This is a genomic window from Streptomyces sp. NPDC056128, from assembly GCF_042263835.1.
Lineage (GTDB): Bacteria > Actinomycetota > Actinomycetes > Streptomycetales > Streptomycetaceae > Streptomyces.
Genome location: NZ_JBHJVQ010000022.1, coordinates 34,410 through 57,427 on the forward strand (window position 1 = coordinate 34,410; position 23,018 = coordinate 57,427).

Sequence of the window (23,018 nt, forward strand, 5' to 3'; positions counted from 1 at the left end):
CTGTCGGACGATACACCAGGATCGTCACTCAGGGACATAGGTTCTCTACGCTCCGTGACGACCAGCGGATATGCGCGCACCCACCGCATCCGGGGGGTTGCGGAGGGTACCGGAAGCGGATTACGCGCCCGTCGTCAGGATCACGTTGCGCAGTGGTTCCTGGTTCACGAAACGGTTCAACTGGTCCACCAGCAGCCGCTTGGCGCGCGGCAGGAAGGCGGAGGTCGGCCCGCCGGCGTGCGGGCTGATGACTATGCCGGGAGCATGCCACAGCGGGTGGCCCGGCGGCAGCGGTTCGGGGTCGGTCACGTCGAGGGCGGCGGTGAGGCGTCCGCTCTCCAGTTCGGCGAGCAACGCCTTCGTGTCGACGACCGGCCCGCGCGCGACGTTGACGAGCAGGGCGCCGTCCTTCATCCGGGCCAGGAACTCCGCGTCGACGAGACCGCGGGTGGTCTCGGTGAGCGGCGTGGAGAGGATGACGACGTCGGCCTCCGGGAGCAGGGCGGGCAGTTCGGTGAGCGGGTGCACCGGACCGCGCGCCGTGGTGCGTGCGGAGCGCGCGACGCGCACGACCGGCGCGACCTCGAAGGGCACGAGCCGGTCCTCGATCGCGGCGCCGATCGATCCGTACCCGACGACGATCACTTTCCGGTCGGCGAGCGCCGGCCGGAACCCGCCGAGCCACTCGCCCCGGTCCTGGGCCCGCACGAAGTCCGGGATGCCGCGCAGGGACGCCAAGATCAGGGCGAGGGTCAGCTCCGCGGTGCTGGCCTCGTGCACCCCGCGGGCGTTGCACAGCCGGACGCCCGGGGGCAGGTACTGGAGTCCGGGCTCCACGTGGTCGATGCCCGCGGAGAGGGTCTGGACGACCTGGACGGAGCGCATGCCGGGCAGCGGGCGGGTCCCGATCCCGCTGGGCTTCATGTAGGGGACGACGTAGTACGCGCAGTCGGCCGGGTCGGCGGGAAAGGTCTCCTCGCCGTTCCAGTGGCGGTACACGGGGCCCTCGGGGAGGCCCTCGATCTCGTCCGGCGGGATGGGCAGCCACACGTCAGCAGTCATGGTCAGGAGGCTATGTCAGGGAGGCGGAGGGGCAGAGGTTAGGTTGGGTGGCCTGACGAGGGAGGGTCACGACCAGGTGGAGCGCAGGACGATCGGCGCGACGGCGCTCGCGGTGGGGGCCGTCGGACTGGGGTGCATGCCGATGAACTGGGCGTACAGCACGTCGCGGCAGCGGGGCGACGAGTCGGTCAGGGCGGTGCACCGGGCCCTCGATCTGGGCGCCACCCTGCTGGACACGGCGGACATGTACGGCCCGTTCACCAACGAGCTGCTGCTGGGGCGGGTGTTGCGGGAGCGGCGGTCCGACGCCTTCGTGTCGACCAAGGTCGGACTCCTCGTGGGCGAGCAGCACATCGTGGCCAACGGCCGCCCGGGCTATGTGCGACGGGCCTGCGACGCCTCGCTGCGCCGGCTGCAGACGGACGTCATCGACCTCTACCAACTGCACCGGGCCGACCCCGAGATACCGGTCGAGGAGACCTGGGGCGCGATGGCGGACCTGGTGCGGGCGGGGAAGGTGCGGGCGCTCGGGCTCTGCGCGGTCGGCGCGCGGTCGGCCCGGCGGCCGGGGGCGCGGCTGCACGACGCGACGGTCCGGCAGCTGGAGCGGGTGCAGCAGGTCTTCCCGGTGAGCGCGGTGCAGGCCGAGCTGTCGGTGTGGTCGCCGGAGGCGCTGCGCACGCTGCTGCCGTGGTGCGTCTCGCGCGGCGTGGGCTTCCTCGCCGCGATGCCGCTGGGCAACGGCTATCTGACCGGCACGCTGACGCCCGGGCAGGGCTTCGAGCCGGAGGACCTGCGCGCCCGGCATCCCCGCTTCACCGCCGAGATGATGGCCGCCAACCAGCCGATCGTGGCCGGCCTGCGCCGGATCGCGGCCCGGCACGGCGACGACGTCACCCCGGCGCAGGTGGCGCTGGCGTGGGTGCTGGCCCAGGGACGGCATGTGGTGCCGGTGCCGGGCACCAAGCGGGAGCGCTGGGTGGGCGAGAACGCGGGGGCGGCCGGGCTGCGGCTGACCGAGCGGGACCTGGCGGAGGTGCGGGGGCTGCCGGCGGCGCGGGGCTCCTGGGACTGACCGGCGCGGGGGCCTGCCCGGGTTCGGGTTGCGGCGATCGGGAACTTGGAAGGCCCGTGCGGTGTATGACAGGGAAGAACCCGCCGCGTCGAAGGGACCATGATCGTGCAACGTCGAGCCGTGTCGGCCGTGTTGGCCGCCGCCGCCCTCCTGCTGACGGCCGGCTGCTCCTCCGGCGACGGGGACCCGTCGGACACGGACGGCAGCGCCTCCCCCGCGACCACGACCGCGCAGTCCTCGCCGTCGGGGCCTGCCGCCGAGGAGACGCCGCCGGCGAAGGGCTCCGTGAAGGTGCTCCGTACGGTCACCACGGGACTGGACAGCCCCTGGGGACTGGCCCCGCTGCCGGGCGGCGACCTGCTGGTCTCCTCCCGCGACGACGCCATCATCACGCGCGTCTCCGAGAAGAACGGCGACAAGACGGAGCTGGGCGAGGTGCCCGGGGTCTCCCCGTCGGGCGAGGGCGGCCTCCTGGGCATCGCGCTCTCCCCCGACTACGCCTCGGACCACATGATCTACGCGTACTACACCTCCGCCTCGGACAACCGCATCGTGCGCATGCTGTACGACGAGAAGAAGCCGGCCGGTGAGCAGCTGGGGGCGCCCGACACGGTCTTCCGGGGCATTCCCAAGGGCGTGATCCACAATGGCGGCCGGATCGCGTTCGGCCCCGACAAGATGCTCTACGCGGGCACCGGCGAGAGCGGTGACACCGGGCTGTCGCAGGACAAGGACTCCCTCGGCGGCAAGATCCTCCGGATGACGCCGGACGGCGAACCGGCGCCCGGCAACCCCTTCCCCGACTCCCCGGTGTACTCCTACGGCCACCGGAACGTGCAGGGGCTGGCCTGGGACGGCAAGCAGCGCCTGTTCGCCTCGGAGTTCGGCCAGGACACCTGGGACGAGCTGAACGCGATCAAGCCGGGCGACAACTACGGCTGGCCGGAGGCGGAGGGCGAGGGCGGCGGCTCCGGCTTCCACGACCCGGTGACCCAGTGGAGCACCGACGAGGCCTCCCCCAGCGGCATCGCGTACGCGGCGGGCTCGGTGTGGATGGCGGGGCTGCGCGGCGAGCGGCTGTGGCGGATCCCGCTGAAGGGCACGGAGACCTCGGCCGACCCGCAGTCGTTCCTGGAGGAGGAGTACGGCCGGCTGCGCACGGTGGCACCGGCGGGCGGCGACAAGCTGTGGCTGGTCACCAGCAACACCGACGGCCGGGGCGACGCGAAGGGCGACGACGACCGGATCCTGGAGCTGCAGGTGAGCTAGGGCCTGTCACTCCTCCTCGGGAGGCGCGGGCTTCGCGGCCTCCTCGGGGTGCGGCGGGTGGACGACGACCCGGCCCGAGCCGAGGTCTATCGGGCCCCGGCCGGGGTCGCCGTCGCCGACGTCCTCGCGGGTCAGCTCCAGGCGGTTCTGCTCGTCGCGGGTGTGCTTGCGGCCGGGGGAGAACAGTTCGTCGAATGCGTTGAACACGCGTGCCTCCGTCGTTCGGCGTCCCTTACAGCGTAAGCGTCACTCCGTCGAACCGGACGTGAGCCGTTCGGCGGGGAACAGCGCCAGCCGGTGGGCCAGTGCCGCCGCCTCGCCTCGGCCGGAGACGCCGAGCTTCGCCAGGATGTTGGAGACGTGCACGCTGGCCGTCTTGGGCGAGATGAACAGCTCCTCGGCTATCTGGCGGTTGGTGCGGCCGTCCGAGACCAGGCGCAGCACGTCGCGCTCGCGGCCGGTAAGCCCCAGGGCCTCGGCCGGATCGGCGGGGGCGGTGGCGGGGCCCGTGGGGTGGCCGAGGGTGAGGCGGGCGCGCTGGGCGAGCAGGGCGACGGCGTCGGCCAGCGGGCGCGCGCCGAGGTGTTCGGCGACGGTGCCGGCCAGGCGGAGCAGGTCCGTGGCGCGGGCGCGCTCGTCCTCGCCGCCGGTGGCCAGGAGGGCGCCGGCCAGCCGGTGGCGGACGCGGGCGAGATCGTAGGGCCGCTCCAGGCGCTCGAAGTCGGTGACCGCCTCCGACCAGGTCTGCGGGGTGTCCTGGTCCCGGGCGCGGTGCAGTTCGGCGCGGACCCACTTCTCGTGGGCCTCCCAGACGGGGACGCCGGTGGTGAGGGACTTGGCGGCGGCCGCGATGCGTTCGAGGACTTCGGCCCGGCCCTCGTCGGCGGCCGGCACCGTGCGGGCGTCGGCCTCCGCCTCGGCGGCGGACAGCAGCAGCGGCCAGCCGTAGCGCTGGGTGCCGGGCGGGAAGCCCGCGTCCAGGACGCGGCCGAGTTCGGCGCGGGCGTCCGGGAGGCGGCCGTCGGCGGCGGCGATGCCGACAGCGAGGGCGGCCAGCGGCAGGTGGTGCTGCGGCATCGGGTCGTGGGTGCCGTAGGCGGCGCGGGCCTCGGCGTGCAGCCGGGCGGCCTCGGCGCGCTCGCCGCGGGCGAGGCTGACGACGGCCCGCTTGAGGGCGGCGCCGCCGCGGGGTGCGGGGCCCCGGCCGGGGGCAGCGGCCATGTCCGCGGCCCGCATCGCCTCGTCCCAGCGGCCCAGGGAGATCAGTGACTCGGCGAGATTGCCCCAGACCCAGGCCTCGGAATCCAGCAGTCCCATCCGGCGCGTGAGGTCGACGCCCTCACGCAGGATGCCGATGGCGTCCTCGGACCGGCCCAGGCTCTCCAGTGTCGAGGGCAGGTTGACGTGGCTGCGGGCCACCGCGGGGGAGCGTCCCTGCGCCACCACCAAGTCTCTGACCTGGAACATCTCCGCGAGTCCGGCCTCGATGTGCCCGGCGTCCACCATCAGGCCGCCGAGGGTGAGCCGGGCGTTCAGCTCGATGTCGTCGGCGCCGACCATGCGCGCGTACTCCACGGCCCGCTCGGCGGCGGTGACCGCGCCGGGGCCCGGGCTGTGCAGCATCTGCCAGTTGGCGGCCATGGCGAGGACCTCGGCGTGCACCTGGGAGGGCGGCAGGCCGCGGACCAGTTCCTGGGCGATGCCCAGCTCGCGCCAGCCGTCGCCGCGGCCCTGGGCCTGGACCAGGAGGGAGCGCTGCGTCCAGAACCAGGCGGCGCGCTGCGGGTCCCGGCCGCTCGCGCCCGTCCCGGCCCCCGCGTCCGGCTCGTCCTCCAGGAGCCGCAGCGCCCGCTTGGTGATCTTCATCGCGCGTTCGCGCTCCCCGCACAGCCGTCCGGCGACGGCGGCCTCGGCCATCAGGTCCAGGTAGCGCAGGGGCGTGGTGGCCGGGTCGCAGCCGCAGGGAGGGTAGACCTCGGTGTAGTCGACGGGGCGCAGCGTGTCGCGTACGTCGTTGGGGGCGGAGTCCCACAGCTCCATGGCCCGCTCCAGCAGCCGGAGCTGTTCGGAGTAGGCGTGGCGGCGGCGGGCCTCGACGGAGGCGTCGAGGACGGCGGGCAGGGCCTTCGCGGCGTCGTGGGCGTGGTACCAGTAGCTGGCCAGGCGCATCACGCGCTCCGTCGCGGGCACCAGCGTGGGCTCGGCGTCCAGGGCCTCGGCGTAGCGGCGGTTGAGGCGGGAGCGCTCGCCGGGCAGCAGGTCGTCGCCTACGGCCTCGCGGACCAGGGAGTGGCGGAAGCGGTAGCCGTCGCCGTCGGGCGCGGGGAGCAGGATGTTGGCGTTCACCGCGGACCGCAGCGCCTCGATGAGGTCGTCCTCGGCGAGCCGGGCGACCGCGGCGAGCAGCCGGTACTCCACTGTGGAGCCGCCCTCGGCGACGATCCGGGCGACCCGCTGGGCGCTCTCGGGGAGTGCCTCCACGCGGACCAGGAGCAGGTCGCGCAGGGAGTCGGTGAGCCCGGTGCAACTGCCCTCGTGGGCGGCCACGGCGAGTTCCTCGACGAAGAAGGCGTTGCCGTCGGAGCGTTCGAAGATCTCGTCGACCTGGAGGGGGTCGGGTTCCTGGGCGAGGATGCCGGCGATCTGGCGGCCCACCTCGTCGCGGGTGAAGCGGCCCAGTTCGAGGCGGCGGACGGTGCGCAGCCGGTCGAGTTCGGCGAGCAGGGGGCGCAGCGGGTGGCGGCGGTGGATGTCGTCGGAGCGGTAGGTGGCCAGGACCACCAGGCGGCCGGTGCGCAGGGTGCGGAAGAGGTAGGCGATCAGGTGGCGGGTGGACGCGTCGGCCCAGTGCAGGTCCTCCAGGACGAGGAGGACGGTGTGCCGGGCGGCGACGCGCTCCAGCAGGCGGGCGGTGAGTTCGAAGAGGCGGGCCATGCTCTCCTCGTCGTGCCGGCCACCGGTGCCCGGGGTGGCCTCGCCCAGTTCGGGCAGCAGCCGGGCCAGCTCCTCCTCCTGTCCGGCGGCCGCGGCGGCCAGCTCCGTGGGCAGGTGGCGGCGCAGGGCGCGCAGCGCGGTGGAGAAGGGCGCGAAGGGCAGCCCGTCGGCGCCGATCTCGACGCAGCCGCCCAGCGCGACGACGGCGCCCTGCCGGCTGGCGGCGGCGGCGAACTCCTCGACGAGGCGGGTCTTGCCGACGCCCGCCTCGCCGCCGAGCAGCAGGGCCTGCGGTTCGGCGGCGTCGGCGCGCCCGAGCGCGTCCTTCAACGTGCCCAGTTCACCGGCGCGGCCGACGAACACGGGACTCACGGACCTGGTCTCCACGGACCAGAGCATCGCACGCGGGTCCGACAGTGGAGCATCGGTTTTCGGCGGCGGGACGGCGACGGAGACGACGGCGGGGAGGGAGGCCGTGCGGCCTCCCTCCCCGGTCCCCCCGTTCACGCGACCCGGGCGAACCGGTGTCGGCGCTGTCGCGGCGTATGGCTCTCCGTCTCGGCGGCGGCGTGCCGGGCCTGACGGCGCTCGGCGCGACGGGCCCGGGCGGCCTCGCGGGCCAGCCGGGCCTCGTCGGCGCGGCGGATGAGTTCGGCGGAACGGGTCTGGTGGATCTCGTACTCGAACATGGTGTGTCCCTTGTCCCTTGGTGAGAGGCCGGTTTCGGCTTCGCTTTCCGCGATGCCTCAACCTTCGTCTCCCAGGGGGGTCCGCCACATCGGGTAAGTGCCGCATCTTCGGCGGCGGGCGGGGCCTTAGACGTGCGTGAGGGGTCTTAGGAACGGCGCCAGGTGGGCGCCGACGTCCTAAGACCCCTCAGAGGGCCCGGTCAGCCGGCCGACGGCAGGCCGAGAAGGATGTCCGTGTACTTCAGGACGGCCAGCAGCAGTCCGATGACGCCGAGGGCGACGCCGGCCCAGGCGACCGACTTGATCCACGGGGCCTGCGGGCGGCCGGGCGCGCCGAACGCGGGGCGGGCCAGCACCACGACGCCGACGATCAGGGCGACCAGGGCGAAGATGCCGCCCCACATCGCGGTGGCCTGCCAGGCGTTGCCGTAGCCCTTCTCGATCAGCGCGCCGACGTCGGAGGTCGACGTCGACTGGAGCTGGCCGAGCAGCGACTCGCGCGCGGAGGCCACGGTGCCGACCCAGCTGCCGGTCAGGGAGACGATGCCCAGTCCGGCGGAGACGACGGCGCCCGCGCCCTGGCCGACGCCGGTGGGGCCCTCGTTCTCGGCGGCACCGGTGACGGCGTCGTCCTTCAGGACGTCGTCCTCCACTGCCTCGTCGTCCACGGCGTCGGCGGTCTCGACCTCCGCATTCTCGGGCGCCTCGGCCACCGCGTCCGTCTTGTCCTCGGTCTTCACGCCGGTCTCGTCCACTGTCTTCGTTCCCATGCCTCGCACCGTACGGACGCTGTCTGAGAGGTCCCTTAATGATCCTTGTGAGCGGTACGCGCGCGTGCTTCACGCCACTCGGGCGCGAGCACCGCCCACACCTCCATGTCCTGGCGGGCACCCCGGTAGGGGAAGCTCTCGCGCAGTACACCCTCACGCATCATGCCGAGTCGCCGCGCGGCGTTGACACTCGGGGTGTTCGCCGAGGAGGCGTGCCACTCCACGCGGTGCATGCCGCGCTCGTCGAAGGCCCAGTCGATCAGGACACGGGCGCCGCGGGTGACCAGGCCGCGGCCGGTTCCGGCGGGCTCCAGCCAGCAGCCGATCTCGCAGACGCCGGTGGCGGCGTCGAAGACGCGGTAGAGCAGGCCGCCGACGAGCTTGCCGTCCAGCCACAGCCCGTGCAGGAAGCCGCTGTCGGCGGCGTGCCGGTCGGCGTAGGCCTGGAGCACCTCGCGCGCGGAGTCGACGTCGGTGGCCTTCGCCCCGAAGGGGATGTGCTCGGTGATGAAGTCCCTGCCCCGGTCCAGGTGGGCCAGGAACTCCTCGGCGTGCCAGGTCTCCAGTGGGCGCAGTTCGGCGCCGTCGTCACCCAGTGATATCGCGTACATCCCGCTGCCGCTCCTCCTCCGCGAGAACGTCCGCCACCTCGGCGTCCGTCGCAGCGGCCAGCCTCTCATGGGCGGCCCGGCACTCGGGCGGCTCGATGCTGATGCGCGGCAGTACGGCGTCCAGGCGGCGGGGCAGCCACCAGTTGGCGCGGCCTAGGAGGTGCATCAGGGCGGGCACCAGCAGCGTGCGCAGGACGAAGGCGTCCAGGGCGACGGCGGCGGCGAGCGCGATGCCGAACATGGCGATCACCCGGTCGCCGCTGAGCACGAAGGCGAGGAAGACCGAGATCATGATGACGGCGGCGGAGTTGATCACGCGGCCGGTCTCGGCGAGCCCGACCCGGACCGCACGGCGGTTGTCGCCGGTCTCCAGCCACTCCTCGTACATCCGGCTGACCAGGAACACCTGGTAGTCCATGGAGAGCCCGAAGAGCACCGAGACCATGATCACGGGCAGGAAGGGTTCGATCGGTCCCGCGCTGCCGAGACCGAGCAGTTCGCTCCCCCAGCCCCACTGGAAGATCGCCACGACCACGCCGAAGGCGGCGGCCACGGCGGCGACGTTCATGACGGCGGCCTTGAGGGGGATGCCGACGGAGCGGAAGGCGAGCAGGAGCAGCAGGCAGCCCAGGCCGACGACGACGCCGACGAAGAGGGGCAGCTTGCCGACGATGACCTCGGCGAAGTCGTCGTATCCGGCCGTCACGCCGCCCACGTGCACGTCGAGCGCGGTGCCGGCCTCGGCACGCGGCAGCACCTCGGAGCGCAGCCGCTCGACGAGGTCGCTGGTGTCCCGGGACTGCGGCGCCGACTCGGGTACGACGGTGAGGTACGCGGCGTCGCCGGCCGAGTTGTACATCACCGGAGTCACCGAGGAGACGCCCTCGGTGGTGCGCAGGGCGGCGTCGAGGTTGTCCAGCGCGAGGCGGTCCTCGGCGCCGCGGACGTCGGTGACCAGGGTGAGCGGGCCGTTGACGCCGGGGCCGAAGCCGTCGGCGAGGAGGTCGTAGGCCTGGCGGGTGGTCGTGCCGCGGGGGTCGTTGCCCTGGTCGGAGGTGCCGAGGCGCAGATCGAGGGTGGGCAGCGCGAGCACGGTGATGACGACGAGGGCGACGGCGCCGAGCAGCTTGGGGTGCCGCTCGACGAAGGCCGACCAGCGGGCGGCGAACCCGGTCGGCACCTCGGGTTCGGGCCCGTGCTCCGCGAGGCGGCGCCGCTCGCGCCGGCTCAGGGCGCGCGGGCCGATGTACGACAGCAGGGCCGGCAGCAGGGTCACGGAGGCCGCGACGGTGAGGAGCACGGTCAGCGAGGCGGCGACGGCGACGCCGTTGAGGAAGCTGAGCCGGAGGATCAGCATGCCCAGCAGCGCGATGCAAACGGTCGCACCCGCGAAGACGACGGCGCGTCCTGTGGTCGCCACGGCACTGGCGGCGGCCTCGGTCACGGACAGGCCGCGCTTCAGTCCGCGCCGGTGTCTGGTGACGATGAACAGGGCGTAGTCGATCCCCACGCCGAGTCCGATGAGGGTGCCCAGCATGGGCGCGAAGTCGGCGACGGTCATGAAGTGACCGAGGAGCGTGATGCCGGCGTAGGCGGTGCCGACGGAGACCAGCGCGGTGGCGATGGGCAGCAGGGCCGCGGCCACGGAACCGAAGGCGAGGAACAGTACGACCGCGGCCACGGCCACGCCGACGGCCTCGGCGAGGTGGCTGCCGGCCGACTCGGTGAGCGCGACGGCGCCGCCGCCCAGTTCGACGCGGAGCCCGTCGGTCTCGGCCGCCTCGGCGGTCTCGACCACGGCCCGCGCGTCGCCCGCGTCGATGTCCCGGGAGGCGTCCTCGAAGGTGACCGTGGCGTACGCGGTGCGGGCGTTCTCGCTGATCCGGGGCGAGTCGGGGTCGTCGTACGGGTTGGTCACCGCGGCCACCCCGGGCAGCTCCGCGATGCGCTCCAGAGTGCCGGTCATGGCCTGTTCGACGTCGGGGGCGCGGACGGTGCCGTCGGTGGTGTGCCAGACGACCGTGTCGGTGTCGCCGTCGAGGCCGGGGAAGCCCGAGGCGAGCAGCCGGGAGGCGTGGTCGGAGTCGGTGCCGGGGATCGCGTAGTCGTTGGAGTACGCGGAGCCCGCGACCGTGGCGGCCGTGGCCACGCCGCCGAGGGCGAGCAGCCACAGCAGGACGGCGATGAGCCGACGTCGAACACACCAGCGTGCGAGGGCTGCCACGAATCGTGCTCCCAGGTGTCTGATTGTGGATCTTTGACCGGGGGCAGTCGTCCATGGCGTGAACGGCCCGCAAAGAACGCATGAGCAATGCGGAATCACTCTTGCAGGCGGAATTGATCGTTTGCGGACTTAGTGGGCTTATTCACAACAACGGCCCTGGGGGGACGCGCCGTGGTCGGCGCGTCCCCCCAGGGCTCGCGGTGTACCGGTGCTCAGCCCTCGGCCACGCCCAGCTTCTCCAGGATCAGCTCCTTGACGCGGGCCGCGTCCGCCTGGCCCCGGGTCGCCTTCATGACGGCGCCGACCAGGGCGCCGGCCGCGGCCACCTTGCCGCCGCGGATCTTGTCCGCGACGCCCGGGTTGCCGGCGATGGCGTCGTCGACGGCGGCGGTCAGCGCGCCCTCGTCGGAGACGACCTTCAGACCGCGCTTGTCGACGACCTCGTCCGGCGTGCCCTCACCGGCGAGGACGCCGAGGATGACCTGCCGGGCCAGCTTGTCGTTCAGGTCGCCCTTCGTGACCAGCTCGGTGAGCCGGGCGACCTGCTGCGGCGTGATCGCCAGCTCGTCCAGCGTCTTGCCGGACTCGTTGGCGCTGCGGGCCAGCTCGCCCATCCACCACTTGCGGGCGGAGGTCGCGTCGGCACCGGCGTCGATCGTGGCGACGATCGGGTCCAGTGCTCCGGCGTTGAGGATGGACTGCATGTCGTTGCCGGAGATGCCCCACTCCTCGCGGAGCCGGTTGCGGCGCACCAGCGGCAGCTCGGGCAGGCCGGACCTGATCTCCTCGACCCACTCGCGCGTCGGGGCCACCGGCACCAGGTCGGGCTCCGGGAAGTACCGGTAGTCCTCGGCCTCCTCCTTCACGCGGCCCGAGGTGGTGGACCCCGTGTCCTCGTGGAAGTGGCGGGTCTCCTGGATGATGGTGCCGCCGTCGTTCAGCACGGCGGCGTGCCGCTGGATCTCGAAGCGGGCCGCGCGCTCGACGGAACGCAGCGAGTTGACGTTCTTGGTCTCGCTGCGGGTGCCGAACTTCTCCCGGCCGTGCGGGCGCAGCGACAGGTTGACGTCGCAGCGCATCTGGCCCATCTCCATGCGGGCCTCGGACACGCCGAGGGCACGGATCAGCTCGCGCAGCTCGCGGACGTAGGCCCGGGCGACCTCGGGGGCGCGCTCGCCCGCTCCCTCGATCGGCTTGGTGACGATCTCGATGAGCGGGATGCCGGCGCGGTTGTAGTCGAGGAGGGAGTGCGAGGCGCCGTGGATACGGCCCGTCGCGCCACCGACGTGCGTCGACTTGCCGGTGTCCTCCTCCATGTGGGCGCGCTCGATCTGGACGCGGAAGGTCTCGCCGTCCTCCAGCTGCACGTCGAGGTAGCCGTCGAAGGCGATCGGCTCGTCGTACTGGGAGGTCTGGAAGTTCTTCGGCATGTCCGGATAGAAGTAGTTCTTCCGGGCGAAGCGGCACCACTCGGCGATCTCGCAGTTCAGCGCGAGACCGATCCGGATCGCCGACTCGACGCCGGTCGCGTTGACGACCGGGAGGGCGCCGGGCATGCCGAGGCAGACGGGGCAGGTCTGGGTGTTCGGGTCGGCACCGAGCGCGGTCGAACAGCCGCAGAACATCTTGGTCTTGGTGCCGAGTTCGACATGGACCTCGAGGCCCATGACGGGGTCGTACGACGCCAGCGCGTCCTCGTACGACACCAGGTCGGTCGTGGTGGTCACGGTGAAACTTCCCTCTCAGCCCAGCAGGACGTCGTCGTCGCCGAGCCGCTTCAGCTCGCGGTAGAGGATGGCGAGGTTGGTGACGACCGCGGCGCCCGTGACGACGGCGTCGAGCAGCCGCAGCGTGTCGTTGTCACCACGGGCCTTCTTGATCTGCTTGTAGACCCCGACGGCGCCGAACGCCGACGTGGCCATCGAGACGTACAGGCCGGACCGGGACTTCTTGAAGCCCTTTGCCTTGGTCAGTGCGCTCACAGCGACGGTGCCTCCTCGATCAGCGGGTGGCCCCACTGTTCCACGAAGGCGGCCTCTACGGCGGCGCCGACCTTGTACAGCCGGTCGTCCTTCATGGCGGGGGCGATGATCTGCAGACCCACCGGCAGGTTGTCCTCGGGGGCGAGGCCGCAGGGCAGCGACATGGCCGCGTTGCCCGCCAGGTTGGTGGGGATGGTGCACAGGTCGGCCAGGTACATCGCCATCGGGTCGTCGGCGCGCTCGCCGATCGGGAAGGCGGTGGTCGGGGTCGTCGGGGAGACGATCACGTCGACCTGCTCGAACGCCTTCTCGAAGTCCCGCGTGATGAGGGTGCGGACCTTCTGCGCGCTGCCGTAGTAGGCGTCGTAGTACCCGCTCGACAGGGCGTACGTGCCGAGCATGACGCGGCGCTTGACCTCGGGGCCGAAGCCGGCCTCGCGGGTCAGGGAGGTGACCGCCTCGGCGGAGTGCGTGCCGTCGTCGCCGGTCCGCAGGCCGTAGCGCAGGCCGTCGAAGCGAGCGAGGTTGGAGGAGCACTCGGACGGCGCGATCAGGTAGTACGCCGACAGCGCCAGGTCGAAGGACGGGCAGTCCAGCTCGACGATCTCGGCGCCCAGCGACTTCAGCAGCTCGACGGACTCGTCGAAGCGCTGGATGACGCCGGCCTGGTAGCCCTCGCCGCGGAACTGCTTGACGACGCCGACGCGCATGCCCTCGACGCTGCCGTTGCGGGCGGCCTCGACGACCGCGGGGATCGGGGCGTCGACGGAGGTGGAGTCCATCGGGTCGTGCCCGGCGATCACCTCGTGCAGCAGGGCCGCGTCCAAGACCGTGCGGGCGCAGGGGCCGCCCTGGTCGAGGGAGGAGGAGAAGGCCACCATGCCGTAGCGGGAGACGCCTCCGTAGGTCGGCTTGACGCCGACCGTGCCGGTGACGGCCGCGGGCTGGCGGATGGAGCCGCCGGTGTCGGTACCGATGGCGAGCGGGGCCTGGAAGGCGGCGAGCGCGGCGGAGGAGCCGCCTCCGGAACCGCCGGGGATCTTGGTGAGGTCCCAGGGGTTGCCGGTCGGGCCGTAGGCGCTGTTCTCCGTGGAGGACCCCATGGCGAACTCGTCCATGTTGGTCTTGCCGAGGATGACGACGTCGGCGGCCTTCAGACGCTTGGTGACGGTCGCGTCGTACGGCGGGATCCAGCCTTCGAGGATCTTCGAGCCGACGGTGGTCGGGATGCCCTCGGTGGTGAAGATGTCCTTCAGCGCGAGCGGCACGCCGGCCAGCGGGCCGAGCTTCTCGCCGCGCTCGCGCTTGGCGTCGACCTCGCGGGCCTGCGCGAGCGCGCCCTCGCGGTCGACGTGCAGGAAGGCGTGCACCTTCTCGTCGACGGCCTCGATGCGGGCCAGGTGGGCCTCGGTGACCTGGACGGCGGTCAGCTCGCCGGCGGCGATCTTCGCGGCGATCTCGGCCGCGGTGAGCCTGATGATGTCGCTCATGGCGGTTACTCCTCCCCCAGGATCTGCGGCACCTTGAAACGCTGCTGCTCCTGGGCCGGGGCGCCGGAGAGCGCCTGCTCGGGCGTGAGCGACGGACGGACCTCGTCCGCCCGCATGACGTTCGTCAGCGGGAGCGGGTGCGAGGTCGGCGGTACGTCTTGGTCGGCGACCTCGCTGACGCGGGCGACCGCGCCGATGATGTCGTCGAGCTGTCCCGCGAAGTGCTCTAGCTCTTCGGGCTTCAGCTCCAGACGCGCCAGCCGGGCGAGGTGGGCGACCTCCTCGCGCGTGATGCCAGGCATGCAGCGTTCCTCTGGGGTGAGTGTGTGTACTTCGGGCAGGTCGGTTTGGCCCAATCCTATGGGGCGGGACCGGGTGCGCGTTAAACGGTTTCCCTCAGGACTGGAGCTACGGCCCGGCAGCACCGCTCAGGGGCGCGGGGAACTGCGCGACCAGCCACGACGAAGCCGCAGACGGTCGCCGGCCGTAAGTGGACCTATCCGACCCGCCCCGGGTCGTCCCCGGCCGCAGCCGGCAACGCCGGCGCAGGCCGCTGCCACCCCCGAGACCCCCGCGCCCGCAGCCACGCCGTCGTCTCCTCCGGCGGCATCGCCGCCGCGACCAGCCACCCTTGTACGGCGTCGCAGCCCAGGTCGCGCAGGCCCTCCCAGGTCTCGTCGTCCTCGACGCCCTCGGCGACGACGAGCAGGCCGAGCGAGTGGGCGAGGTCGACGGTGCAGCGCACGATGGCCGCGTCCTCGGCGTCGACGGCCAGCCGGGCCACGAACGAGCGGTCGATCTTCAGCTCGCTGACCGGGAGCCTGCGCAGGTGGACGAGGGAGGAGTAGCCGGTGCCGAAGTCGTCCAGGGACATCTTCACGCCGTGCCCGGTCAGAGCGTTGAGGGTGTCGGCGGCACGCTGCGGGTCCTCCAGCAGGACGTGCTCGGTGATCTCCAGTTGGAGCGCTCCCGCGGGGACTCCGTGCCGGGCCAGCCGGGCGGCCACCGAGCCCGCGAAGCCGGGGGTGTGGACGTCGCGCGGGGAGACGTTGACCGCGACCGGCACGAAGAGTCCCTGCGAGCGCCACTGGGCGACCTGTTCGAGCGCCGTCTCCAGCACGTACTCGGTGAGGTGGGGCATCAGCCCGGAGGACTCGGCGATCGCTATGAACTCGTCCGGCGGGACCTTGCCGCGCTCGGGGTGCACCCACCGGACCAGGGCCTCCAGGCCGGCGACCTGTCCGTCGAAGCGCACCTTGGGCTGGTAGTGGAGCTGGACCTCGTGGGCGTCCAGGGCCCGGCGCAGGTCGCCCAGCAGGCCGAGGCGGTCCGGGGTGTTGGAGTCCCGCTTGGACTCGTAGACCTCCACGCCCGTACGGTCCCGCTTGGCCTGGTACATCGCCACGTCGGCGCGGCGCAGCAGTCCTTCGGCGTCCAGCGCGTGGTCGGGGAAGACGGCGACGCCGGCGCTGGCCTCCAGGACGAGGGTGAGTCCGTCCAGATCCATCGGGGAGCTGAGCGCGGCCACGAGTCCCCGGGCGATCCGGGTCGCCGACGTGGTGGAGTCGGCGACGGGCAGTAAGACGGCGAACTCGTCGCCGCCGAGCCGCGCGGCCTCCGCCCCGCGCGGCAGGGCCTGCCGCAGCCGGTCGGCGGTCTGGAGCAGCAGCCGGTCGCCGGCGAGGTGGCCGAGGGTGTCGTTGACCGAACGGAAGCGGTCGAGGTCGATCAGCATCAGGGCGGCGCGGGCGCCGATGCGCTCGGCGTCGTCCAGCGCGGTCCAGGTCCGCTCCAGGAGCCACTGCCGGTTGGGCAGTCCGGTGAGGGGGTCGCGGAGCTGTTCCTCGGCGCGGGCGCGGGCGATCCACAGGGTGGAGTCGAGGGCGATCAGCGGGATGGCGAACAGCGGCAGCAGCAGCGGCTTGGCGACGGCGACGACGCAGATCAGCGGGGCTATGCCGAGCAGGGCGACGGCGACCAGGCCGTGCCTGACCAGGGCGGTGCGGGCAACGGTGGTCAGACCGGGGCGGGGCGTCTGGAGGTACCACAACAGACCGCGGGTGACGGCGAGATAGGCGGCGGCGACGAGCACCACCTTGGGTGCCGCGTACACGCCCCAGGTGTTGGGGTCCCAGGGCTCCTCCACCGACGGTACGGAGCCGCAGACGCCGAGCAGCAGGGCACCCGCGGCGACGCCGAGGATGTCCACCGCGCCGTGCAGGACGCCCTGCCGCCAGCGGCCCCGGCGGGCTATGCCGACCAGGACGACGACGGTGAGGCTGACCATGCCGGCCGGAACCCAGCCGTACAGCAGCAGGACGGCGAGGGTGAGGGCGGCGCCGGAGCCGGTGCCGCCCCACCAGCGGGAGCGGCCGAGCATGACGAGGTGGCCGACGACGATGCCGGCCAGTACGGCCAGGGACCAGCCGGCGGTGCCGGCCGGGAAGAGGGCGTGGCCGCCGGTGAACGCCCGGTAGAACCCGGCGCCCAGCACGAGGGCGGCGGTCGCGACGATGGCCGCGGGCAACGCGGGCCAGGACGGGTGCCGTTCGCTCTCGGCGTCGGACAGGCCGGGGGCGTGGCCCGGGGCCGGCGGCACCGACCCGCGGGCGCCCGCCGCGGGATACGGGGCACCACCCGCGCGTTGCCCCACCCACCGGCCCGCGTGCCACGCGTCCAGCATGCGACGCAGGCGCAGCCGTGAGCCCGCGGCGGCGCTCTCGGTCGGTTCCATTCCCGTCCCTCTCACAGCCTGCGGTGCCCACGCCACGCGGTCCGACGCCCGACAACCATCAACGGCTCCGCGTTGGAAGACCCTGCCCCTGTCCCTCGCGGCAGGGGGATGCACCGACCGCGGCTGGGCACGGCAGGTGCACACCTCAACAGTAGGCCGCGGAAGGCTTCCAGGGGCACCGGTCGTCGACGGTTGCCCGAATGCGACCCGGCCACCCTTATGCATCTGATATGCGCCGATCGGGTGGCCTTCAACCGCTATTCCTCAGCCGAAAGTGCGACGTCGGCCGCCGCTTCGGCTCCTTGTTCGAGCAGGACGGTGAAACCGTCCTCGTTCAGAACCGGCACCTTCAGTTGCATCGCCTTGTCGTACTTCGACCCGGGGTTGTCACCGACCACGACGAACGACGTCTTCTTGGAGACCGATCCGGTCACCTTGGCGCCCCTGGTCTGGAGGGCGTCCTTGGCGCCGTCGCGGGTGAAGTTCTCCAGGGTGCCGGTGACGACGACGGTGAGCCCTTCGAGGGGGCGCGGGCCTTCGTCCTCGCCGCTCGACCGGTCCTCGAGGGGAACTCCGGCCGCCTTCCACTTGCGCACGATCTCGCGGTGCCACTCCTCGGCGAACCACTCCTTGAGGGCGGTGGCGATGATCGGGCCGACGCCGTCGGTGTTCGACAACTCCGCCTCGGTGGCCTGCTCGATGCGGTCGAGCGAGCGGAACTCGCGGGCCAGGGCCTGCGCGGCGACGGGCCCGACGTGCCGGATGGAGAGGCCGTTGATGAAGCGGGCGAGCGGGCGGGTGGTCTTGGCCTCCTCGATGTGCTGGAGCAGCGCGAGGGTGTTCTTCTTCGGCTCGCCCTGCTTGTTGGCGAAGACCGTGACGATCTTCTCCTCGCCGGTCTTGGGGTCGCGCTTGGGCAGTCCGCTGTCCTGGTCGAGGACGTACGCCTTGATGGGCAGCAGTTGCTCGACGGTGAGGTCGAAGAGGTCCCCCTCGTCCACCAACGGCGGCTCGGCGGGCTCCAGCGGCCCGGTCAGCGCGGCCGCCACGACGCCGCCGAAGTGCTCGATGTCCAGGCACTCCCGGCCCGCGAGGTAGGAGACACGCTCACGCAACTGGGCCGGGCACGTACGGGCGTTGGGGCACCGCAGGTCGATGTCGCCCTCCTTCATCGCCTTCAGCGGCGTCCCGCACTCGGGGCACTTCGCCGGCATCACGAACTCCCGCTCGCTGCCGTCCCTGAGGTCGGCGACCGGCCCGAGGATCTCCGGGATGACGTCGCCGGCCTTGCGGAGCACCACGGTGTCGCCGATGAGCACGCCCTTGGCCTTGACGACCTCCTGGTTGTGCAGCGTGGCGAACTCGACCTCGCTGCCGGCCACGGTGACCGGCTCGACCTGCGCGTAGGGCGTGACCCGGCCGGTGCGGCCGACGCCGACCTTGATGTCGACGAGCTTGGTGTTGACCTCCTCGGGCGCGTACTTGTAGGCGATGGCCCAGCGGGGGGCGCGGGCGGTGGAGCCGAGCCGGCCCTGGAGGCGGATCTCGTCGAGCTTGACGACGACTCCGTCGATCTCGTGGGCCACGGAGTGCCGGTTCTCGCCGTAGTAGGCGATGAACTCCCGTACGCCCTCCAGGCCGTCGACCACCCTGTTGTGCGGGGAGGTGGGCAGGCCCCAGGTCTTCAGCAGGTCGTACGCCTGGGAGAGGCGGGTCGTGCCCGAGTAGCCCTCCAGGACGCCGATGCCGTGGACCACCATGTGCAGCGGGCGGGTGGCGGTGACGCGCGGGTCCTTCTGGCGCAGGGAACCGGCCGCCGCGTTGCGGGGGTTGGCGAAGGGCTTGTCCCCCGCCTCGTTCAACCGGGCGTTGAGTTCCTGGAACTTCTCCATCGGGAAGTAGACCTCGCCGCGGATCTCCACGCGGTCGGGGACCTTGTCGCCCCCCAGGCGCTCGGGGATCTCGGCGATGGTGCGGACGTTGGGCGTGATGTCCTCGCCGGTCCGGCCGTCGCCGCGGGTGGCCGCGCGGACGAGGCGGCCGCGCTCGTAGGTGAGGTTGACGGCGAGTCCGTCGACCTTCAGCTCGCACAGGAAGTGGTACTCCTGCTCGCCCAGCTCCCTGGCGATGCGCTCGGTCCAGGCGGCCAGCTCCTCGTCGTTGAAGGTGTTGTCGAGGGAGAGCATGCGCGTGGGGTGCGCGACGGCCGTGAAGTCGGTCTCGTAGGAGCCGGCGACCTTCTGGGTCGGGGATTCGGGGGTGCGCAGCTCGGGGTGGCGCTCCTCCAGCTCCTCCAGGGTGCGCAGCAGCCGGTCGAAGTCCGCGTCGCTGACGACGGGGGCGTCCTTCACGTAGTACCGGAAGCGGTGCTCCTCGATCTGCTCAGCGAGTTGCGCGTGCTTCTCGCGCGCCTCGGCGGGCACGCTTGTCGTCTCCGCTTGCTTGTCGCCGGCCACCGTCATGTCCTCCCGTTACTCTGGGTTGTCCGCGAGGGATCTCGCCGCCCGGACGCACTGGGCGAGGGCCCGGCGGGCGTACGCGGGGGAAGCGCCCGCGAGTCCGCACGACGGGGTGACGGTGACCGCCTCCGCGAGCAGCTCCGGCCGCAGCCCCAGCCTGCGCCACAGCGTCCTGACACCCATGACGCTACCGGCAGGGTCTGACAACGGGCCGTCGGTGCCGGGCACGACACCGGCGAAGAGCCGGGTGCCCGACTCGACCGCCTCGCCGAGCGCGTCGTCGTCACGCTCGGTGAGGAGCGAGAAGTCGAAGGAGACGCCCGCGACGCCCGCCCGGCGCAGCAGGGCGAAGGGGACGTCCGGTGCGCAGGAGTGGACCACGACGGGGTCGCCGCCGTGGGCCCCGGCGACGTCGCGCAGGGTGGCCTCGACGACCTGGCGGTCCACGGCACGGTGGGTGCGGTAGCCGCTGGCGGTGCGTACCTGGCCGCGCAGGACGGCGGTGAGCGAGGGTTCGTCGAGCTGGAGCACGACACGGGCGCCGGGCACGCGGCGCCGTACCTCCGCCAGGTGCAGGCGCAGGCCCTCGGCGAGCGAGGCGGCGAGGTCGCGGCAGGCGCCGGCGTCGGACAGGATCGCCTCACCGCCCCGGAGTTCGAGGGCCGCGGCGAGCGTCCACGGGCCGACGGCCTGGACCTTCAGCGGCCCCTGGTAGCCCTGCGTGAACTCCTCCAGGGCGTCGAGGTCCTCCCGGAGCCAGGCGCGGGCCCGTTTGGTGTCCCGTCCGGGCCGGTCGCCGAGCCGCCAGCCGCTGGGCTCCACGCGCGCGTACAGCTCGACGAGCATCCCGGCGGTGCGGCCGATCATGTCGGCGCCGGGGCCGCGGGCGGGCAGTTCGGGGAGGAAGGGGAAGTCCTCGAAGCTGCCGGTGGCGGCCTTGACCGCCTCGCGGGCGTCGTCTCCCGGGAGGGAACCGACGCCCGTGGCGGGGCCGAACCTGGACTGGCTGTTTTCGCTCACCGCAGCAGCCTACGGAACACCCCCTCGCCGTCACCTTCCCGGGCGCACCGTGAGGTCGTTGATCTCCGCGTCCCTCGGGAGGTCGAGGGCCGTCAGGATGGTCGTGGCGACCGACTCGGGGTCGATCCACTGCGACGCGTCGTACTCCTTGCCCTCCTGCTGGTGGACCTTGGCCTGCATGGGGCTGGCGGTGCGGCCCGGGTAGACCGAGGTGACGCGGACGCCGTTCGCGTGCTCCTCCTGGCGCAGGGCGTCGGCGAGCGCCTTGAGGCCGTGCTTGGAGGCGCCGTACGCCGACCAGCCGGCGTGGGCGTTGAGGCCGGAACCGGAGTTGACGAACAGCACCTGGCCCTGGGCGACGCGGAGCTGGGGCAGGAAGAGGCGGGTCAGCTCGGCGGGGGCGATCAGGTTGACGGCCAGCTGGTGGCGCCAGGTCTTCGGGGTGAGGTCGCCGACCGGTCCGAGGTCGACGACGCCGGCGATGTGCAGCAGCGAGTCCACACGGTCGGGCAGCGTCTGGTGCGAGAAGGCCCAGGAGAGCTTCTCCGGGTCGGCCAGGTCGCCGACCAGCGTCTTCGCACCGGGGTAGGCGGCCGCCAGTTCCTTGGCGCGGCCCGCGTCGCGCGCGTGCAGGACGATTTCGTCGCCGCGCTCGTGCAGGCGGCGGGTGACGGCCGCGCCGATGCCGGAGCCCGCTCCGGTGATCACATGTGTAGCCATGCCCGCCATGCTCGCACCAGCGGCGGCCTACTCGATGCCCTGGCTCTCCTCCAGGTAGGCCAGCGCGCCGACCGGCTCCTCGGCGAAGAAGACCAGCTCGGTGAGGGGGCGGGGCAGGAAGCCCTCGTCCTCCATGCGGCGGAACTGCTCCTTGAGGCCGTCGTAGAAGCCGGCCGTGTTGAGCAGGACGACCGGCTTGTCGGTGTGCCCGTGCTTCTTCAGCTCCAGGATCTCCGTCGCCTCGTCGAGGGTGCCGGTACCGCCGACCATGATCACCACGGCGTCGGCCTTCTCCAGCAGCAGCCGCTTGCGCTCGGCGAGGTCCCCCGCGATCACCATCTCGTCGGCGCCCTCGCGCGCCTTGGCGGCCAGGAAGTCCACCGAGACGCCCAGCAGCCGCCCTCCGGACCCCTGCACGCCGTCGGCGACCACCTTCATCAGGCCGACGTCGGAGCCGCCCCAGACGAGGGTGTGGCCGCCCTTGCCGAGGAGTTCGGCGAACTCCTTCGCGGGGCCGGTGTAGCGCGCGTCGAGGTCGGCGGCGGAGAGGAAGACGCAGATGTTCATGGGGCAACGGTACGTTCGGCGCCCGGCGGGGAAGAACCCGGCTTCCGGACGCGCTGAAGTGACCGAACCCACTGTCCGAGGAGGACGATCGTGAGCAAGGGACACATCATCACCGTGGAGCCGAGCGACCGGCACGTGCGCGCGGTGCACGGCGGCCAGGTCCTGGCGGAGAGCGACAAGGCGCTGGTCCTGCACGAGACGGGCTGCCCCGACCGCTTCTACATCCCGGCCGAGGACGTACGGCTCGACCTGCTGACGCCCTCCGGCACGCGGACGCACTGCCCCTTCAAGGGCGACGCGTCCTACTGGTCACTGCCCGAGGCGGCCGACCTGGTCTGGGCGTACCCGGACCCGAAGACGGAGGTGGCGGAGATCAAGGACCACCTCTGCTTCTACGACGTCGAGGTCTCCTGAGCCGTCCGTGTCCTGAGCGATTAATCGCGTGCTTTAGGGCACTCTGCACAGACATGGAGAAGAACACTCTTTCGCGCGACGGCACGCGCATCGCCTACGAACGCACCGGGCGGGGACCCGCGGTGGTCCTCGTCAGCGGCGCCATGTCGACGGGCGCCACGACCGCACCCCTGGCAGCGGAGCTGTCGGACCGCTTCGACGTCACCGTGTACGACCGCCGGGGCCGCGGCGGGAGCGGCGACACGGCGCCCTACGCGGTGGAGCGCGAGATCGAGGACCTGGCCGCCCTGATCGAGGCGGTGGGCGGCGAGGCGTGCCTGTACGGCATGTCGTCGGGCGGCGCGCTGGCGCTCCGCGCGGCGGCGAGCGGGCTGCCGGTGCGCCGGGTCGCCGTGTACGAGGTGCCGTACGCGATGGACGACGCCGCGGCGCGGTCCGCCGCGGAGTACACCGAGGGGCTCGCCGAGGCGCTCGGCAAGGACCGGCGCGGGGACGCGGTGGAGCTGTTCCTGCGCCGTACCGGCCTGGGCGAGGACATGATCCGGGGCGCCCGGCAGTCGCCGATGTGGGCGGGCATGGAGTCGGTCGCGCCGAGTCTGGCGTACGACGACGCGGTGATGGGCGACAGCCGGGTCCCGGAGGCCGGGATCGCCTCGATCACCGCTCCCCTGCTGGCCCTCGCGGGCGGCGCGAGCGACGCCTGGTGGCACGAGGCGGCCCGAGCGGTCGCCGACGCGGCACCGCGCGGCACCTACGGCACCGTGGCAGGACAGGCCCACATGGTGGAGCCGGGCGTACTGGCGCCGGTACTGACGGAGTTCCTGGGTCAGTGAGCCCGGCGGGGCCCAGGGGCCGTCGTCCGGTCATGCCGCGGACGCCGGGTCCAGCAGGCCCGTCCGCCGCGTCGGCGCCGGTCGCCGCCTCCCCCGCGCCCGACCGCGCTCGCGCGCGGGGGCCCCATCGCGTCGACGCTCTCCCCCGCCTCCCGGCCGCACGCG

20 protein-coding genes are annotated in these 23,018 nt (G+C 72.5%); 4 read left to right on the forward strand and 16 right to left on the reverse strand.

What is annotated here, in order from left to right; genetic code table 11:
• Window positions 1-120: 120 nt before the first annotated feature.
• Window positions 121-1,062: a 2-hydroxyacid dehydrogenase gene (locus ACFC1X_RS29505; RefSeq protein WP_376359128.1), complete on the reverse strand. Its 942-nt coding sequence runs from the start codon at window positions 1,060-1,062 to the stop codon at window positions 121-123.
• A 76-nt stretch (window positions 1,063-1,138) separates the two neighbouring features.
• Between ACFC1X_RS29505 and ACFC1X_RS29510 the strand changes: the two genes are divergently transcribed.
• Window positions 1,139-2,137, forward strand: coding sequence for an aldo/keto reductase (locus ACFC1X_RS29510; protein ID WP_376359130.1), 999 nt, complete (start codon window positions 1,139-1,141; stop codon window positions 2,135-2,137).
• A 99-nt stretch (window positions 2,138-2,236) separates the two neighbouring features.
• Complete coding sequence (locus ACFC1X_RS29515) at window positions 2,237-3,406, forward strand: PQQ-dependent sugar dehydrogenase (RefSeq protein WP_376359133.1); 1,170 nt, start codon at window positions 2,237-2,239, stop codon at window positions 3,404-3,406.
• 6 nt (window positions 3,407-3,412) lie between these two features.
• Here the strand turns inward: ACFC1X_RS29515 and ACFC1X_RS29520 are convergent, their stop codons facing one another.
• The 15 genes from ACFC1X_RS29520 to ACFC1X_RS29590 form a co-directional block, all read right to left on the reverse strand.
• Window positions 3,413-3,613, reverse strand: coding sequence for a DUF6191 domain-containing protein (locus ACFC1X_RS29520; protein ID WP_307015231.1), 201 nt, complete (start codon window positions 3,611-3,613; stop codon window positions 3,413-3,415).
• Window positions 3,614-3,652: 39 nt separating this feature from the next.
• Window positions 3,653-6,739 carry an AAA family ATPase gene (locus ACFC1X_RS29525; RefSeq protein WP_376359136.1) on the reverse strand — a complete coding sequence of 1,029 codons (3,087 nt, stop codon included), beginning with the start codon at window positions 6,737-6,739 and terminating at the stop codon, window positions 3,653-3,655.
• A gap of 104 nt (window positions 6,740-6,843) precedes the next feature.
• Window positions 6,844-7,029: a hypothetical protein gene (locus tag ACFC1X_RS29530; protein WP_376359139.1), complete on the reverse strand. Its 186-nt coding sequence runs from the start codon at window positions 7,027-7,029 to the stop codon at window positions 6,844-6,846.
• A 200-nt stretch (window positions 7,030-7,229) separates the two neighbouring features.
• Window positions 7,230-7,799, reverse strand: a complete 570-nt coding sequence (locus tag ACFC1X_RS29535) for a hypothetical protein (RefSeq protein WP_376359141.1) — start codon at window positions 7,797-7,799, stop codon at window positions 7,230-7,232.
• Between the two features lie 35 nt (window positions 7,800-7,834).
• Complete coding sequence (locus ACFC1X_RS29540) at window positions 7,835-8,410, reverse strand: GNAT family N-acetyltransferase (protein ID WP_376359144.1); 576 nt, start codon at window positions 8,408-8,410, stop codon at window positions 7,835-7,837.
• Complete coding sequence (locus ACFC1X_RS29545) at window positions 8,388-10,634, reverse strand: MMPL family transporter (RefSeq protein WP_376359147.1); 2,247 nt, start codon at window positions 10,632-10,634, stop codon at window positions 8,388-8,390. The genes ACFC1X_RS29540 and ACFC1X_RS29545 overlap by 23 nt, the downstream gene beginning before the upstream one ends.
• 212 nt (window positions 10,635-10,846) lie before the next feature.
• Window positions 10,847-12,361, reverse strand: a complete 1,515-nt coding sequence (gatB, locus tag ACFC1X_RS29550; protein WP_376359150.1) for an Asp-tRNA(Asn)/Glu-tRNA(Gln) amidotransferase subunit GatB — start codon at window positions 12,359-12,361, stop codon at window positions 10,847-10,849.
• Window positions 12,362-12,376: 15 nt separating this feature from the next.
• Window positions 12,377-12,616, reverse strand: coding sequence for a hypothetical protein (locus ACFC1X_RS29555; protein ID WP_055421828.1), 240 nt, complete (start codon window positions 12,614-12,616; stop codon window positions 12,377-12,379).
• The gene (gene gatA / locus ACFC1X_RS29560) at window positions 12,613-14,106 is read right to left on the reverse strand and encodes an Asp-tRNA(Asn)/Glu-tRNA(Gln) amidotransferase subunit GatA (RefSeq protein ID WP_376359153.1); all 1,494 of its coding nucleotides are present in this window, start codon (window positions 14,104-14,106) and stop codon (window positions 12,613-12,615) included. Before gatA ends, ACFC1X_RS29555 begins: the two co-directional genes overlap by 4 nt.
• A 5-nt stretch (window positions 14,107-14,111) precedes the next feature.
• Window positions 14,112-14,408, reverse strand: a complete 297-nt coding sequence (gene gatC / locus ACFC1X_RS29565) for an Asp-tRNA(Asn)/Glu-tRNA(Gln) amidotransferase subunit GatC (protein WP_070023066.1) — start codon at window positions 14,406-14,408, stop codon at window positions 14,112-14,114.
• A 194-nt stretch (window positions 14,409-14,602) separates the two neighbouring features.
• Window positions 14,603-16,840 carry a putative bifunctional diguanylate cyclase/phosphodiesterase gene (locus ACFC1X_RS29570; protein WP_376359156.1) on the reverse strand — a complete coding sequence of 746 codons (2,238 nt, stop codon included), beginning with the start codon at window positions 16,838-16,840 and terminating at the stop codon, window positions 14,603-14,605.
• Window positions 16,841-17,097: 257 nt separating this feature from the next.
• Window positions 17,098-19,302, reverse strand: a complete 2,205-nt coding sequence (gene ligA, locus ACFC1X_RS29575; protein WP_376359159.1) for an NAD-dependent DNA ligase LigA — start codon at window positions 19,300-19,302, stop codon at window positions 17,098-17,100.
• Between the two features lie 9 nt (window positions 19,303-19,311).
• Window positions 19,312-20,319 carry a methionine synthase gene (locus ACFC1X_RS29580; protein WP_376359162.1) on the reverse strand — a complete coding sequence of 336 codons (1,008 nt, stop codon included), beginning with the start codon at window positions 20,317-20,319 and terminating at the stop codon, window positions 19,312-19,314.
• A gap of 30 nt (window positions 20,320-20,349) precedes the next feature.
• The gene (locus ACFC1X_RS29585) at window positions 20,350-21,048 is read right to left on the reverse strand and encodes an SDR family oxidoreductase (RefSeq protein WP_376359164.1); all 699 of its coding nucleotides are present in this window, start codon (window positions 21,046-21,048) and stop codon (window positions 20,350-20,352) included.
• Window positions 21,049-21,066: 18 nt separating this feature from the next.
• Window positions 21,067-21,606, reverse strand: coding sequence for a TIGR00730 family Rossman fold protein (locus ACFC1X_RS29590; protein ID WP_376359167.1), 540 nt, complete (start codon window positions 21,604-21,606; stop codon window positions 21,067-21,069).
• 90 nt (window positions 21,607-21,696) lie between these two features.
• Between ACFC1X_RS29590 and ACFC1X_RS29595 the strand changes: the two genes are divergently transcribed.
• On the forward strand, window positions 21,697-22,020 hold the full coding sequence (locus ACFC1X_RS29595) for a DUF427 domain-containing protein (RefSeq protein ID WP_376359170.1): 324 nt from the start codon (window positions 21,697-21,699) through the stop codon (window positions 22,018-22,020).
• A 53-nt stretch (window positions 22,021-22,073) separates the two neighbouring features.
• The gene (locus ACFC1X_RS29600) at window positions 22,074-22,853 is read left to right on the forward strand and encodes an alpha/beta fold hydrolase (protein WP_376359173.1); all 780 of its coding nucleotides are present in this window, start codon (window positions 22,074-22,076) and stop codon (window positions 22,851-22,853) included.
• Window positions 22,854-23,018 lie beyond the last annotated feature (165 nt).

Coding starts and splice junctions, on each gene's coding strand:
- ACFC1X_RS29505 (WP_376359128.1), bottom strand. CDS start 1,062: ATGACTGCTGACGTGTGGCTGCCCATCCCGCCGGACGAGATCGAGGGC.
- ACFC1X_RS29590 (WP_376359167.1), bottom strand. CDS start 21,606: ATGAACATCTGCGTCTTCCTCTCCGCCGCCGACCTCGACGCGCGCTAC.
- gatA (WP_376359153.1), bottom strand. CDS start 14,106: ATGAGCGACATCATCAGGCTCACCGCGGCCGAGATCGCCGCGAAGATC.
- ACFC1X_RS29585 (WP_376359164.1), bottom strand. CDS start 21,048: ATGGCGGGCATGGCTACACATGTGATCACCGGAGCGGGCTCCGGCATC.
- ACFC1X_RS29530 (WP_376359139.1), bottom strand. CDS start 7,029: ATGTTCGAGTACGAGATCCACCAGACCCGTTCCGCCGAACTCATCCGC.
- ligA (WP_376359159.1), bottom strand. CDS start 19,302: ATGACGGTGGCCGGCGACAAGCAAGCGGAGACGACAAGCGTGCCCGCC.
- ACFC1X_RS29535 (WP_376359141.1), bottom strand. CDS start 7,799: ATGGGAACGAAGACAGTGGACGAGACCGGCGTGAAGACCGAGGACAAG.
- ACFC1X_RS29525 (WP_376359136.1), bottom strand. CDS start 6,739: ATGCTCTGGTCCGTGGAGACCAGGTCCGTGAGTCCCGTGTTCGTCGGC.
- ACFC1X_RS29600 (WP_376359173.1), top strand. CDS start 22,074: ATGGAGAAGAACACTCTTTCGCGCGACGGCACGCGCATCGCCTACGAA.
- gatC (WP_070023066.1), bottom strand. CDS start 14,408: ATGCCTGGCATCACGCGCGAGGAGGTCGCCCACCTCGCCCGGCTGGCG.
- ACFC1X_RS29570 (WP_376359156.1), bottom strand. CDS start 16,840: ATGGAACCGACCGAGAGCGCCGCCGCGGGCTCACGGCTGCGCCTGCGT.
- ACFC1X_RS29515 (WP_376359133.1), top strand. CDS start 2,237: ATGATCGTGCAACGTCGAGCCGTGTCGGCCGTGTTGGCCGCCGCCGCC.
- ACFC1X_RS29540 (WP_376359144.1), bottom strand. CDS start 8,410: ATGTACGCGATATCACTGGGTGACGACGGCGCCGAACTGCGCCCACTG.